Annotated in this window: 3 protein-coding genes; all 3 read right to left on the bottom strand. The window is 65.5% G+C overall.

Annotated features, from left to right (window positions below; genetic code table 11):
- Window positions 1-75 precede the first annotated feature (75 nt).
- Genes AC09SL_RS07685 through AC09SL_RS07675 form a run of 3 tightly spaced genes read right to left on the bottom strand, consistent with a single transcriptional unit; the run spans window position 76 to window position 15,762 of the window.
- On the bottom strand, window positions 76-1,722 hold the full coding sequence (locus tag AC09SL_RS07685) for a cyclic peptide export ABC transporter (protein ID WP_058542686.1): 1,647 nt from the start codon (window positions 1,720-1,722) through the stop codon (window positions 76-78).
- A 1-nt stretch (window position 1,723) separates the two neighbouring features.
- Window positions 1,724-5,560, bottom strand: a complete 3,837-nt coding sequence (locus AC09SL_RS07680; protein WP_058542687.1) for a non-ribosomal peptide synthetase — start codon at window positions 5,558-5,560, stop codon at window positions 1,724-1,726.
- Complete coding sequence (locus AC09SL_RS07675; RefSeq protein WP_064106804.1) at window positions 5,557-15,762, bottom strand: non-ribosomal peptide synthetase; 10,206 nt, start codon at window positions 15,760-15,762, stop codon at window positions 5,557-5,559. Before AC09SL_RS07675 ends, AC09SL_RS07680 begins: the two co-directional genes overlap by 4 nt.
- Between the last annotated feature and the right edge of the window lie 11 nt (window positions 15,763-15,773).

The following is a 15,773-nucleotide window of genomic DNA, read 5'->3' as shown; positions in this document are numbered from 1 at the left end:
TTCCTACACAGCTCCTACGCAGTTCCTACACAGCTCCTGCGGGGTAGCGGGAGCAATCTCTGGCGATAGGTTTCCTCAAGACTGCATTTCGGCCACGGGCATTGCATCAGCCTGCGGGGCGACTTCGCTGAGCTTGCCATGTTCAATGCGGATCAGCCGGTCGGCCAGGCCGAAGTAGGCGTCGTCATGGGAGATGACAATCAGCAGTTTGCCGCGCTCGCGCAGGTCCGGCAGGATCCGGGTATAGAAAAAGTGCTTGAACACCGGGTCCTGATCGGCGGCCCATTCGTCGAACAGGTAGCAAGGGCGATCATCCAGGTATGCGCTGAGCAGCGCCAGGCGCTTGCGTTGCCCGGTGGACAGCGCCAGCGTTGTCAGTTTGCCTTCCTCGATTTGCACCTTGTGGTCCAGTTGCAGGTGCACCAGGTAGTCCTGCGCCTGTTTCACCAGATGCGGATCGTCGCCATCGAACAGGTTCTCGAACAGGCAGAAGTCGGTGAAGATCGCCGAGAAGTGCTGCCGGTAATGGTGGTTGTCATTGCTCGAAGACACCTGCTCGTCGAGCATGATGTCGCCGCTTTCCGGCCGGTACAGCCCGGTCAACAACAAGGCCAGGGTGGTCTTGCCGCTGCCGTTGCCGCCGGTGATGAACACCACTTCGCCGGCATTGAGAGTGAGGTCGATGGGGCCCAGGGTGAAATGACCGTCCTCGCGCTCGCGGTAGTAAGTGTGGGTGACCTGGCGACACACCAGGCTGCGCACCTGGGTCGGCGAGATCGTGTCAACGGTCTCGTCGGCGGTTTGCATCTCGCCTTCCAGGGCGCGGATCTTGTTCAGGGCCACGCTGGCCCGGCCGAGGGTCGGCAAGGCGTGCATCAGTTCCGACAGCGGCGTGATCATGTAGAGGATCGCCAGGATATAGCCGGTAACCAGGCTCACGCTCAGGTCGATGAAATGCGGCGCGGCGAACAGCACCACGCCGATCAGCAGGTAGAACACCGCATTGCCCCAGTTCAGGACCAGGGCATAGATGCTCATGCCCCGTACAAAATCGCGACGATATTGCTGGCTCACCGGTATCAGCAGGCGAGTGAAGAAGTGTTGCCGGCGCGGATGGTTGAGTTGCAGTTCCTTGCTGCCATCGGTGAGCAGGCGGTATTGATTGAACAACTGGTCCTTGAGCTCGCGAGCACGGGAGATCGACGTCAGTGCCCGGCGTTGCGGCCAGTGAAAGCTCAGGCTGCCCAGGGCGATCAGCAGCAGCGTCAGGCCCAGCAGCGGCAGGCTGAGCCAGCCCAGGTAGCCCAGGCAGGCGACGATGATCCCGACGTTGACCAACAGGATCGGCACCAACTCCACCGCCTGGCTGATGGTTTGCGTATCGTCGGTGAGCATTGCCAGCAGGCGATGTTTGCCCAGGCGCTGCAATTGCGCGTAGGGCGTGTCGATCAGCTTGGCGCTCAGGTGCAGGCGCATGTCGTTGACCGCGGCCTGGCCCAGGCGCAGCAGGCTGATGTCGGAGATGATCCGCGACACCGCCACCAACACCACCAGGCCGGCGAAGAGCAGGCCATCCACCGGGCGCAGCTTATCGAACACCTCCAGGCTGTGGTTGATGTTGGCGATCAGGCCGGCCGCTGCGAGGCCGCAGGTCAGCCCCGTCAGGGTCGCCACCAGCAGTGCGCGCCATGAGCGTTTAGCCATGAGTAACAACAGATCCATTTCAAACCGCTCCGTGTGTAGCAATGGCCGTGAGGCGCGCCGCCAATTGTTCATGCAAGGCGCGTTGCTCAAGGATGGTGAGGTGTTGTGCTGCGATGACCTCGCGGGTCAGCGGCCCACTGCTCAGGCGTTCCCACTGCGGGTCGGCGAAGTCAGGCTGGGCCAGGGTGTCGCTGGCCCACCAGACATGCACCGGGCAACTGAGCCGGGCAGGTTTGAAAGTCGCCAGCAGATGCTGCGTATGCTGCTGGTAGCGCAGCCGCGTTTGCAAATGCTCCCAACTGTCGCCATCGAGTTGCAGGCCTTGTTGCCGTGCCCACTGGACCAGTTCCGGCAGGCGTGCCGCTGGGGGCAGAGCGTCCAGTTGCGCCAGCAACGCAGCCATGATCGGCGGCGGCAACTGGCGCAACACGGCCTGGCTGTCCGCTGTCAGTGCTTGGGAAGCCGATTCCAGCAATGCTTCGACACTGTCTTGCGGCGCCTGATGCTGGTATTGCGAGTCGATGATACCGAGAAACGCCACGTCTTCACCCTGGCTTTCCAGGCGAGCGGCCGCGGCAATCGCGAGCAGGCCGCCGAGGGAGAAGCCCAGCAGGTGATAAGGTCCTTGTGGTTGCTGCTGGCGCAGGTGCTCGACATAAAGCGTGGCGAGGCTCTCTATATCGCCGCCCAGCGTTGTGCTGTCATCGCTCAGGTACGCCGCCTGCAAGCCCCACAGATGCCACGCCGAAAGCGGTGCCAGCAGCGTGCGGTAATCCTGCACGTGGCCGGTGGATGGGTGGAAGCAGAACAGGTTGGCGGCTTCAACGGCGTTGGGCGCCGACAGCCGCACCAGCGGCGAGAGCTTGAGCTCGGCTTGCACCAGCGCCGCGAACGCCGAGACGCTCGGGGCGTTGAACACCGCATTGACCGTCACCGGTGCCGACAGCGCGGTCTGCAAGCGGCTGGCGAGCGTTACCGCCGCCAGGGAGTGACCGCCCAGCTCGAAGAAATCATCGTCGATGCCCACCCGCTCCAGGCCCAGCACCTGTGCCCAGACTTCGGCGAGCAGAGCTTCCAGCGGCGTGCGCGGCAAGGCGCTGCCGACCGTGTCGAGGACTTTGTCGGCCCATTGCTGCAAGGTCTTGCGGTCGAGCTTGCCGTTACCCATCAGCGGCAACGCTTCGACGATCCGCAGGGTAGGCAGCATGTAGTCCGGCAAGCAATCCTGGGCCTGGCCATGCAGCCGGGCGACCGTGGTCGAATGCCCGGGCGCCAGGGTCATGAAGGCGAACAGTTGCTGGCCGAGCTCACCCCGGGGGATGCATTCCACGGCAGCCTGGGCTACACCGGGAAGGCCGCTCAGTTGCGCCTGGATCTCGTCGAGTTCCACACGGAAACCACGGATTTTCACCTGGCGGTCCGCGCGTCCGGTGATTTCCAGGCTGCCGTCATGGCGATAGCGGGCCAGGTCGCCGGTGCGATAGAGGCGCTCGCCAGGCCGTTGCGCCAGCTCAATGAAACGCCCGGCATTTTGCTGTGCGTCCAAGTAACCGCGAGCCAGTTGCGGGCCGGCGATATACAGCTCGGCGCTTTGCCCGGGGGCGGCCAGCGCTTGCTGCTCGTCGAGCAGGTACAGGCGCATGCCGTCGAGACGGTCGCTCAGCGGCAGGCGGCGATAATCCATGGCTGGCTCGGCCTTGTGCATCACCACGCCAACGGTGGTTTCGGTCGGACCGTAATGGTTGAAGACCGCCAGCGTCGGCGCGAGGCCGCGAATGCTTTGCAACAGGCGCCGCGAACAGCTTTCGCCGCCGAGGATCAATTGCTTGCGCGGCAATACGGCAGCGCTTTGGGCGTGAATCAACCAGGCGTCGAGCAACGATGGCACGACCTTCAGGTGGTCGATCGGGTACTGCGCCTGCCAGGCGGCCCAGGCATGCGCGTCCATGGCTGTTTCCTTGTCCAGCAGGTGCAATTCGCCGCCGCTGAGCAGTGCCGGGAACAGCAACGTGTAGCCCAGGTCGGCCGCCAGGGAAGTGACCACCGCACTGCGTTCGCCGGGCGCCAGCGCCAGGCGCCGGGACACGCTGGCGACATAACAGGCGAGCTGCCGATGCTCGACGATGACACCTTTGGGTGTGCCGGTGCTGCCGGAGGTGAACAGCACGTAAGCCGCGTCCTGGGCTTGGATCTCGACGTCGACTGGCGTGGCGGATGCTTGCTGCCAGGTCGCTTCATCGCGCAGGTCGAGGCTGCCGATGCCGGGCAAGACGGGGGCGCTGCCGGCCGAACCACTCAGGATGAAGACCGGCTGCGCCTGTTGCAGGATGGCCAGGGAGCGCTGTGCCGGCTGATGCACGTCCAGGGGCACGAACGCCGCGCCGCTCTTGAGCACGGCGAGCATGGCCAGGACCATTTGCGACGAGCGATCCAGATACAACGCCACGCGATCTTCGCGACCCACGCCTTGAGCGCGCAGGTAATGCGCCAGTTGGTTGCTGCGGGCCTGCAATTGGGCGTAGCTCAGTGGCCCGTTATGGTCGCGCAGGGCCAAGTGCTCGGGGAACTGCGCGGCACACGCATCGAAGCTCGCCGGCACGCTGGAAAACGGCGGCGCCGCGATTTCGACAGGCGCCTGCAGGGCGGCCAGCGTCGCGGTGAAACTCGGTGACTGCAATGACAGTTCGGCCAGGGGCTTGCCCGGGTTGGCGAGGGCGTCGAGCAGCAGCGATTGGAACTGTTCCAGCACGACCTGGGCGGCTTGCTCGCTGTAGCGGCTCGGCAGGTGGCAGAGGTTCAAGCGATAGCCGCCAGCGGTGGTTTCGGCCACCAGCAGCAGCTCCATGCCCACGGGGATGGCTTGTGCGTCCAGCACGGTGAGCGTCGATGCCAGGCTGCCCAAGGTGTCGAGCCGATCGGGCAACTGCCCACCCCACTGGAAACCGTACTGCGAGGCGTCGCCCGGCTGTGCAGCGCTGACGCCGCAGTATTCCTGCCATTCGGTGGCTTGCTCGCAGAGCACCTGCAGGTTCGCCAGCGCCTGGGCAAAATGGCTGTCCGCCGCCGGTTGCCAGCGCAGGGGCAGGGGCTTGGCGAACAAGCCCCAGCAGTCGGCGAGTTCTTCATAGTCGTCGCGGCAATCGTGGACCCAGTTCAAGGTCAGTGCCGGGCTGTCGCCGGTACTCAGGCGCTGCAACAGCACGCCCCAGGCCGTCATCAAGACCTGCTCGGGCGATGCGTCGTGACGCTGGCACAAGCTGTCCAGGGCCATGCTCAACGGCGGGTTGGCGCTCAGGCGAGTGGTGACCGGGGCGTCGGGGCGGTCGCTGCGTACCTGGCGGTAGAGCAACTCGCTGGCGGCCGGCTCGTTCAGGGCCTGGCTGGCCCAGAAACGCCGGCCAGGCTCGGCATCTTCATCGGCCTGCAATTCGTAGAGCCAGGCGCTGTATTGGGTATAGGTCATGGCCTCGTCATCCACCGATGGCGCGTCCGTCGAGCTCAATGCCTGGGCCAGGCGCAGCAAGGTCCCGCGATCGGCGCTCAGCGCCGGCAGTTGCAGTGTCACCCGGTGGCGATCGTCGCCGAGCGCGTGCACCTCGACGCTGATGGCGTCCGCGGCCATGACGGTGGATTCGACCACTTGCAAGGGCATCAGCAAGCCTGGCCCAGGCCGCAGCCGCAGGCGCAGGGCCTCGTGGCAAGCGCTCAGGGCGACGAGCCGCTGCTGTAGGCGCTCCAGGGCCAACGGGCCTTTGATTTCCAGTTCCAGGCGCGCCGCTGGCAACCCCGCCAACCACTGGCTGCGTTGTTGGGGCGAGAGGGCGAAGGCTTCTTCACGAGTTTCAAAGGCGCTCATGCCTGCACCTCCGAAGCTTGCGACGGCTGTGCTTCGGGCAGGCATCCGGTCAATTGTTCACGACGCATCATCTGGCCCATGGCGACGCAGATCTTGCGCTCGCCCTCGAAGGGGTCCCGGGCGTGGGCCACCAACATATTGTCCAGCATCACCATGTCCCCCTTTTGCCAACTGAAACGTACCGCGCAGGCTTCATAGGCCTCGCCGATCACTTGCATCACCGCGTCCTCGATCACGCTGCCGTCGCCGTAGTACACGTTGCGGGGCAGGTGCCCGGGGCCGAACAGGCTGATCAGGTTGCTGCGCACTTCCGGCTCCAGGCAGGCGGTGTGGTGCAGTTGCACCTGGTTGAAGAACGACAGTTCCCCTGTCTCGGGATGCGCGACGATGGCCGGGCAATGCTGGGCGATTCGCAGGTTGTCCGCCCCCAGCCATTCCCAGCGCATGCCCGACGCCAGGCATTGGCGCTCGACTTCCTCGCGCTGTTCAGTCTTGAAAAAGTCCTGCCAGCGTACATCCAGCTTGTCGGTGAAGTGCCGCACGTAAAGCAGCCCCAGGGCCTTGAAGCGAGCGACGATGTCCTCGGGCAAGCGCGCCAACACCTGTCGGCAATCGACGATGGGCGTGCAGCCGCCGCGCGGCGCCGGCGTTTCGCAATAGAACCACTGCTTGCGTGGCCACTGCGGCAGATGGGAGCTCTCGTTGTGGAAGAGAATCATGTGCTGTTCCGGGTACGGCGTGGAGTGGTAGATGTTCTTGCCGGACTTGTTTTTCGGCAGGTCGCCGTAGGTCCCGTAGAGGTCGGGTTCGATGGCCTGGGCGAATTGTTCGAAGGCGGCGGCGTCCGGCAGGTTGAAACCCCGGAACAGCAGGCCACCGTGGGAAAGCAGTTGGGCATTGATCCATTCCCGGGCTTGCAGCGCCCAGTGCACCGGGTCCAGGTCGCCGAGCAACGGCTCGATCACCAACGGCAAGGCTTGCCCGGCGATGAGGGTGCGGGTACGGACCTGCTCGTGGGCCACCTGGCTCACGGCGGTTGCACGGGTCTGCTTGAGCTTGCTCAGTTTCGACTGCTTGCGCGCGCTGCGGGCCGAGGCCTCGTCGAGTGACGAGTCAGCCGGGGACGGCGCGCTGGCGTTGCCGCCCTCCAGGCGCCACGACCAATGCTCCAGCGCTTGGCCCGGGGCCGAGAGGATCTGTTCCAGCAGGCTCTCGAAGCCTTGTTCGAGGCGCTGGATGGTCGGCGCCTGCAACACGCTGGTGCGATACACCCAGCGCACGTTCAGGCCTTGATCTTCGTCCTCTTCGACGAACACGGCGAGGTCGAACTTGCTGCTCTCCTGGGGCGATACCAAGTGTTCCACCTCAAGGTCCGGCAGGCTGGCATTGCCGCTGGGCGTGTTCTGCATGACGAACAGCACCTGGACCAGTGGGTTGACCCCCGGCGTACGCGGCGGCTGCAACTCTTCGACCAGTTTGTCGAACGGCACTTGCTGATGCTGGAACGCCGACAGGCAATCCTCGCGCAAGCGTTGCAGGCGGGCGTCAAAGGTTTCGCCCTCGCTCAGGCGGGCACGGATCGGCAACACGTTGACGAAGAAGCCGATGAGATGTTCCAGGGCCGGATGTTCGCGGTTGGCCAGGTCAGTGCCGACGATGAAGTCGTTGGCCCCGGTGGCCCGCTGCAACAGGCTGTTGAAGGCATTGAGCAAGACCATGAACAGCGTCGCCCGTTGCTGCTGGGCATAGCTCTTGAGCACCTGGGTCTGGGCCGCGGTGAAGCGTTGCTCCAGCGCCGCACCCTGGTAGTCGGGGCGCGCCGGGCGTGGCTGGTCAAGCGGCAGCGGGATCAGCGTTGGCGCGCCGTCGAGCTGGCGGCGCCAGTAGTCGATGGCCCGTGCCAGCAGGCGCTGTTGCGCTTCGCTGCGTTGCCAGTAGGCATAGTCGGCGAACTGGATCGGCAGCACCGGCAGCACCGGTGTCGAGCCGCTGCTGCGGGCCTGGTACCCGACGATCAGCTCCTGCATCAGGATGCCCATGGACCAGGCATCGGTAGCGATGTGATGCAGCACCAGTTGCAGCACATGATCGTCGCTGCCCAGGCGCAGCAGGCTGGCGCGCAGCATCGGTGCCTGTTGCAGATCGAACGGGCGTGCGGCCTGTTCATCGATCAGGCGTTGCAGGGTTTGCGCCTGCTGCTCGCTGACGAGGTGGCTCAGCTCGGTCGGCGTCAAGTCGACTATCGGTGCCGGGTTGATGACCTGGCAAGGCTGGTCGCCGTGGAGGTGGAACGCGGTGCGCAAGGACTCATGGCGTTCGAAGACTGCCTGCAACGCCGCTTGCAGCGCCGCGATGTCCAGCGCGCCACGCAGCCTGACGGTGGTGGTCATGTTGTAGGCGGCGCTGGGGCCTTCGAAACGATCCAGGAACCACAAGCGTTGCTGGCTGTAGGACAGCGGCAACGGCTGGTTGCGCGGCGCCAGGGCGATCTCGCTGTCGCCGTCGGCTTCGCTCTGGGCGTTGCGCTGCTGATCGACCGCCTGGGCCAATTGTTCGAGGGTGCCACGCTCGAACAGCGTGCGCAGTGGCAGGTTCACGTTCAACCGTCGACGAATCCGCGACAACACCTGGGTGGCCAGCAGCGAGTGACCGCCGATGGCGAAGAAGTCGTCGTGTACACCGACGTCGTCCAGGCCGAGGATTTCCTGCCAGAGTTCGGCGAGCACTGTCTCGGTTGGCGTGCGCGGTGCGATGCATTGCGCCTGCGCTGTCTCGTCCTGGGGCAGACCCAGGGCAGCGAGGGCGCGGCGGTCGACCTTGCCATTGGCGTTCAGCGGCAATTGCGCAATGGCCAGCCAACGGGCCGGGACCATGTAGCTTGCCAGTTGCTGACCCAGGTAAGCGCTCAAGACCTGTTGCGCGGACTCACCGTCCAGGTCGGCCGCTTCGTCGAGCACATACCAGGCCACCAGTTGCAACGCACCGCGGGCGTCGGGCAGCGCCAGCACCGCCGAGCTGTCCACCGCCGGGTGTTGCATCAGACGGTTTTCGATCTCGCCCAGTTCGATGCGGTGGCCACGGATCTTCACCTGCTGGTCGCGACGGCCAAGGTACTCGATCACGCCATCGGCGCGCATCCGGCCCATATCACCGCTGCGATACAGCCGCGCATCGGCCTGGAACGGGTGTGGGACAAAGGCTTCGCGGGTGCGCTGCGGGTCGCGCAGGTAACCGCGACCGACGCCGACACCGCCGATGCACAACTCGCCGGGTACGCCGATGGGGACCATGCGCAGCGCCGAGTCGAGGACGAACACCTGGTTATTGGCGGTCGGTTTGCCGATGGGCATGTGCAGGCAGTCGTCGGCCGGGGCCTGGGTGATGGGGTAAAAGGCGACGTCGTCCGAGCATTCGGCGGGTCCGTAGGCGTTCATCAACGGGATGGTCGGGAAGCGTGCGAACCAGTCCCGCGCCAGGGCCGGTGGCAATGCTTCACCGGTGGGCAGGAGCCAGCGCAGGCTCGCCAGGCTGTGGTGCGCCTGGCTTTCCTGGAGCATGCCGCGAATCAGCGCCGGCACGGTTTCCAGCAGCGTCAGTTCTTGCTCCTGAACGGCATCGAGCAAGGCCACCGGGTCGTGGGCCTGGGCATCGGGAAGAATGTGTACGGTGGCGCCGAACAGCGGTGCGGCGAGGAACTGCCACACGCTGATATCGAACGCCGCCGAAGCTGTCTGGGCAATCCGGTCGTGCTCACCCAGGCCGAGGCTCGGGACCTTGCCGAACATGTTGTTGAGCATGCCGCGTTGTTCGACCATCACACCTTTGGGCGTGCCGGTGGAACCCGAGGTGAAGATCACGTAGGCCAACTGATCGGGGTTGTGCCCATAGCTGACCGGCGGCTGTTCGCGGCCCTGCCAGAGTGCCTGGGCGACCAAGCAGGTGGGTTGCTGGCGCATCTGCGGCAGGACGCTGTCCAGTGCTGAGGTCGCGTGCTCGCACACCAGTAGCAGCGGTGCCTCGCCCAGGTCCAGCAGCTCCGCCAGGCGTGCGTGAGGCTGTTGGATATCCAACGCCTGGAACGCGGCGCCGGCCTTGAGCGTGGCGATCATCATCGTCAGCAAGGCCAGGCCACGCTCGGCGAACAGCGCCACCAGGGTTTCCGGGCCGGCCCCGGCGGTTTGCAGCGCATGGGCGATGACGTTGGCGCGGCGATCCAGTTCGGCGAAGGTCAGCGATTGTCCCTGGCATACCGCGGCGAGGTGCTGCGGGCGGCTGCGCACTTGTTCGGCGAACAGCGCCGCATAGCCGCGCTCCAGCGGGAACTCGACGTCGCTGCGGTTGCAGTCGATCTGCAACTGCCGGCGTTCCGCCTCGGGCAGCATGTGCAGGTTGCCCAGGGGCGCCTGCGGTGTCTCCAGCATGTTCGAAAGCAGCTGCACCAGGTGCCCGAGCATGCGCTGCACGGTGTCAGTGCTGAAACGCATGCTGTCGTAGGACAAGCGAATGCCCAGGCGGTCGCCGGGGTACAACACCACCGTCATCGGGAAGTTGGTGTGTACCCGGTCTTCGTAGATGTCGATGCTGAAGGCATCCAGTTGCACGCTGCTGATATCCAGTGGCGCGTTCTCGAACACCACCAGGCTGTCGAACAACTGCTGGCCGCGCGGCACTTGGCTGCAGCGCTGAATGTCCACCAGCGACGCGCTTTCGTGTTCGCGCAATTGCGCGTTGTGGGACAGCAGCGCCTGCAACCAGTCGGCCACTGGCGCTTGTGGGTCGACATCGATGCGCAGTGGCAAGCTGTTGATGAACAGCCCGACCATTTCTTCTACACCGGCGAGGTCAGTCGGGCGGCCGGCGACGGTCACGCCGAACAGCACGTCGCGGTTGCCGCTGTAGCGCGACAATAACAGCGCCCAGGCACCCTGGATCCAGGTGTTGGGTGTGAGTTGGTATTGCTGGCACAGCTGCTGCAGACGCTGGGTCTGGGCAATGCTCAGGGTCTGGTCGAAGTCGCCGACCTGTTCCGGCGCCTGTTCCGGGCGGGCCACGGGGCTGTCTACATGCAGTGGCGTCGGCTCGCTGAAACCGGCCATTTCGGCTTGCCAGAACGCGTGTGCGGCGGCCATGTCATGGCGTTCCAGCCAGCTCATGTAGCCGCGGAACGAGCGCAAGCGCGGACGGGCCACAGGTTCCTGGCGCACGATGGCCTGGTAGATCGCCAGCAGGTCTTCCATCAGCAGGCCGAAGCACCAGGCGTCGGTCAGGATGTGGTGGAAGCTGCGCACCACGGCGAAGCGTCGTTCGTCGAGTTGGAACACCCGCAGGTGGGTCAGTGGCGCACCGGCCATGTCGAAACCTTGCAGGCGTTGTGCTTCGAGGGCCTGGTCCATGGCCAGGCGCTGCTGTTCTTCGTCGAGATGGCGCAGGTCCTGCCAGTCGAACGCCCGATGGGTTTGGCGGTACACGCATTGCAGCGGCTCATGGTCGTCCTGCCACCAGAACGCGGTCCGCATCATCGGATGGCGCTCGAGGAACAGCTGCCATGCGGCTTCCATCGCCGGGCGTTGCAATACCCCGTCCCAGCTGTAGCGTTGTTGCATCAGGTAGATGCCGCTGTGGGGTTGCAACAGGGTGTGCAGGAGCATGCCCTGTTGCATCGACGACAGCGGGTAGACGTCTTCGATGTTCAACCAGTCCAGCGGCTCGGCCGCCAGGGTCGCCGCTTGCTTGTGGCACAGTGGAAACGCCTGGCTGGCAGGGCGCAGGTCCGGTGCGGTGACGAGCCCGGCGAGTTCGCTCAAGCGTTGTGCAAGGCGCGGTGCCCAGTCGGCGGCGAGGGTGCCTTGGCTGCGCAGGTGCAGGCAGTCATCCTGCCACCAGGCGTCCAGGGTCAGCGGGCAAGGCGAAGCCGCCGATGGGCTTGCGGCTTCGACCTGGGCCAGGATGCCGCGTGCTTCGCGATGGCTGTCGAGGTTGCCCAGCCAGCGAATGGCCACTGATGCCGTCGGCAGGTCGCGTAGCGGTTCTTGCAGGTAGGTATTGTCCGACAGGTAGCGCAGGGCGCCATAGTCGACGCCGTGTTGCGGGTAGGCGCGCATCTGCGCGGCCAGTGCCTGCAAGCGTTGCAGCAGGCTGTCGCCTTTGGGCTGGAGGAAATACGGCACCGCCAGTGCCAAGGGCCCCACGATGCGCGCCGGGTCGAGGTCGGCCACGGCAATCGGCGCCGCGACCGGCAAGCGCTCGACACTCGGACGAGCATCGTGAACGCTCAGTGCAACCAGGCCATTGCCGCACAGTTCACGGCACTGTTCGACTACGACGGCGGCCAACAGGCTGTTCCAGTCCAGTTGCAGCACTTCGCCCAGACGCTTGAGCTCACCTGAGGTGGCGGCCGCCAGGGTCTGCTCGACCACGCTGGCCGGCTGCTGGCTGTCAGGCAGTTGCAGCGTTTCCAAGCCGGCGTATTGCAGCCAGTGTTCCCAGGCGTCGTCCAGGGCATCACCCTGGGCATGGGCCTGCTGGTGCCGCGTCCACTGGGTGAAGTCACCACCGGCGTAGGACAGGCGCACCGGCCGCTGATAACGCAGTTGCGCCAAGGCCAGGTTGAGGTCCGTCAGCAGCAGCGCCCAGGAGGCTTCGTCCAGGCACAGCGGATGCGCGGCCAGCAGCAGCGAATGTTTGCCGTTTACCTCCAGCAAGCTGGCGTACAGGGTTTGACCGGCGTCCAAGTCCAGCGCGTCGACACCGGCCTGGGCCAGGGCTTGCAGTTGCGCCGGGGCGCAAGTCTCAAGTGTCTCGGTGGCGATGACCGGGGCCTTGGCCGCGACCAGTACCCGTTGCTGCCACTCGCCCTCCGGCAGGGCCTTGAGCGCCAGGCGCAAGGCCTGGTGGTGTTGCTGCAAAGCGGCGATGGCCTGGCTCAGCAGCTCGCTATCGATCGCCTGGGTCAGCGCCACGCAACGCCAGGTGGCGTGCAACGGCCCTTGTTGCAGGCGCGCCAGTTGTCCGGCGGCCAGCGGCAGTTCATAGCCATCGGCAATGGCTTGCGCCACACCCTGGCTGGCATCGGCGCCCAGCACCCGGGCGATGTCGGCGATGGTGCGGTTTTCGAAGAGCTGGCGGGGCGTGAGTTTCAGCCCTTGCTGGTTGGCGCGGGCGATGATCTGCAAGTTGATGATCGAGTCGCCGCCCAAGGCGAAGAAGTTGTCATGCACGCCGACACGCTCAAGCTTCAGAACCTCCTGCCAGATGGCGGCCAGTTGCGCTTCGACTTCATTGCGCGGGGCCACGTGGGTGGCGCTGTCGTCGGTGGGTTTTTGCGGGAGCGGCAGGCGCTGGACATCGACCTTGCCGTTACGGGTCAGGGGCAGTTCGTCGAGGGTGATGAAGTGCGCCGGAACCATGTAGTCCGGCACCCGCGCAGCGAGGTCGTTACGCAGTTTCGTGGCGGACAGCGACTGGCTGGCGATCAGGTAGGCCACCAGGCGCAGGCTGCCGTCCAGTTCCACGGCGCGGACCAGCGCCTGCTCGATCAGCGGCGACAGGCGCTTGAGCTGCGCCTCGACTTCGCCCAGCTCCAGGCGGTTGCCACGGATCTTGACCTGGCTGTCGACCCGACCGAGGAACGCCAATTGGCCGTCAACTTGCCAGCGCACGCGGTCGCCGGTGCGATACCAGCGTTGCTGGTCGGCGTCGAGGTGGAAGCGTTCGGCGGTCAGGTCCGGGCGGTGCAGGTAACCCCGGGCCAGGGCGCCGTTGATCAGCAGCTCACCGGACACCCCGGTGGGCACCAGCCGACCGTTGGCATCCACCACTTGCAGTCGGCGGTTCGGCAGCGGTCGGCCGAGGGCGATGCTGCGCAGGCCTGCGGGCAGTTCGCTGGCAATCGCCCCGACCGTTGCTTCACTTGGCCCATAGTGGTTGAAGACCCTGAGCCCCGGAGCCAGGCGGTTGACCTGCTCCAGCAGCGCCGGGCTGAGGGCGTCGCCACCGAAGACCAACAGGGCGCGGGGCAACAGGCGGGCATCGGGCAGTGCCTGCAACAGGCCGGCCAGATGGCTTGGGGTGATCTTCAGCACATCCACCGGGTGTTGCTCGAAGAGCTCGGCCAGTGCCAGGGGGCTGAAACCGCTGTCTTCATCCACCAGCAACAGGCTGGCGCCGCTGCACAGGGCGCCAAACAGCTGGGTGTGGCCGAGGTCGGCGGCGATGCTCGACAGCAAGCCGTAGCGGGCTGCCGGCGGTGGGGTGAGGACCGCGTGCACTGCCGTCAGGTAGTCGACGATGGACTGGTGCTCGACCACCACACCCTTGGGGGTGCCGGTGGAACCCGAGGTGTAGATCACGTAGGCGGCGTCAGTCGGGCTGTGGGCCACGGCCGGAGGCGTATCTGGCTGGGAGGCGATGGTGCCGGCCTGTTCTGCCAGCCAGAGTGTCGGCGTGTGCTCGGCCAGGCCCTTGAGCAGGGGCGAAGCGGCCGCGCCGATCAGCAGCGCGGCGCGGCTGTCCACCAGCACATCGGCCAGGCGCCCGGCGGGCTGCTTGAGGTCCAACGGCAGATAGGCGGCACCGGCCTTGAGGGTGGCCAGCAGGGCAATCACGAACTCGGCGCTGCGTTCCAGGGCCAGTGCCACGACGCTGTCGTGGCCGATGCCTTGGGCGCGTAAATACTGGCTGAGGCGGTTGGCCTGCTGGTCCAGTTCACGGTAGGTCAGGGCGACCTGACGGTCGCGGACCGCCAGGTGTTGCGGGTGAGCGGCCACCTGTTGTTCGAAGCGCTGGTGCAGGCACGCAGGGGGCACCGGCAGTTGCACACCGCGACCCTGCACGAGCAGTTGCTGGCGTTCTTCAGGGCTCAGCCATTCAAGCTCGCTGACCCGGCACTGCGCTTGCGCCGTCATCGCCAACAGGATCGCGCGCAATTGTGTCGACAACACCGCGACCTCGGCATCGCTGAAGCGACTGCGGTCGTAGCTGATCAGGTAGTGCAGTTGTTTGTCCGGCACCACGATCAGCGACAGCGGGAAGTGGTTGCGGCCTTGGGTGAGGGTGATGCCTTCGGCCTGCTGGTCGCTGCTCGGGGCACTGAAGCTCAAGCCACCGGTGTCCTGGTTGAGCGCGTCGGTGACCGGGAAGTTCTCGAACACCAGGATCGAGTCGAACAGCGCCTGTTCGGCGGCGATGCGCGTCATCGACTTGAGCTTGCCCAGCGGCAGGTAGGCGTGGTGACGCAGATCGCTGTTGGCGTGCTGCAGGTGTTGCAGCCAGGTCACCAGCGTCGGCGCGTCAGCCCACTGCACCCGCAGCGGCAATGTATTGATGAACAGTCCGACGGTGCTGTCCACCGCCGCCAGGTTCTCTGGACGCCCGGCGACGGTGACGCCATAGACCACGTCGTCACGCCCGGCGTGCTGGCCCAGCAGCAGTGCCCAGGCGCCCTGGATCAGCGTATTGATGGTCAGGTCGTTCTGGCGGGCGAAGTGCGCCAGTTGTTCGGTTTCGCTGGCGGTCAGCAGACTTTCCCGCTCGGCGAACGGTGCCCCCGCCGGTGCCGGCTGGCGTTCGGCGAAGGTGGGCAGCGGGGTCGGCTCGCTGACGTCCTGCAACTGCTCGCGCCAGAACCCTTCGGTGGCGGCCATGTCCTGTTCCGCCAGCCAGGCGATGTAGTCCCGATAAGGGCGGGTCGGCGCCAGGCGGGCGGGGCGGCCATGGGCTTGTTCGTAGTACAGCGCCAGCCACTCCTGGACGGCAATGCCGACGCTCCAGCCGTCCATGAGGATGTGATGGAAGGTCCAGATCAGGTGCCAGCGCTCGGGGGCCAGGCGCACCAGGCACACGCGCATCAGCGGCGAGTCATTGAGCTCCAGGGGTTGCGCCCGCTGCTCCAGTGCCAACTGTTCCAGCGCGGCCTGTGGCTCGGCGCGGTCTTGCCAGTCCAGTTCGGTCAGGGGCAGCGCGACTTCCTGCTGCACCACCTGATAGGCATCGTCCAGTTCTTCCCACAAAAAAGCACTGCGCAGCACCGCGTGGCGCTGCATCAGCGCCTGCCAGGCACCGCGAAATGCGTTTAGTTGCAGCGGGCCGTTCATGTCCAGGCTCAATTGCTGGTAATACACCCGCGAATCCGGTTCATAGACGCTGTGGAACAACAGGCCGTGCTGGGTCGGCGAAAGGGAGTAGATGTCTTCGATGTTGTTCATGCTTGCTTGGT

Source organism: Pseudomonas sp. PF05, from assembly GCF_056521845.1.
Note: the sequence above shows the minus strand (reverse complement) of the source record. Positions and strands in the feature narration are given on the sequence as shown.

Excerpts from the sequence above, each read along its gene's own strand:
- AC09SL_RS07680 (WP_058542687.1), bottom strand. The coding sequence starts at position 5,560 with ATGAGCGCCTTTGAAACTCGTGAAGAAGCCTTCGCCCTCTCGCCCCAA.
- AC09SL_RS07685 (WP_058542686.1), bottom strand. The coding sequence starts at position 1,722 with ATGGATCTGTTGTTACTCATGGCTAAACGCTCATGGCGCGCACTGCTG.
- AC09SL_RS07675 (WP_064106804.1), bottom strand. The coding sequence starts at position 15,762 with ATGAACAACATCGAAGACATCTACTCCCTTTCGCCGACCCAGCACGGC.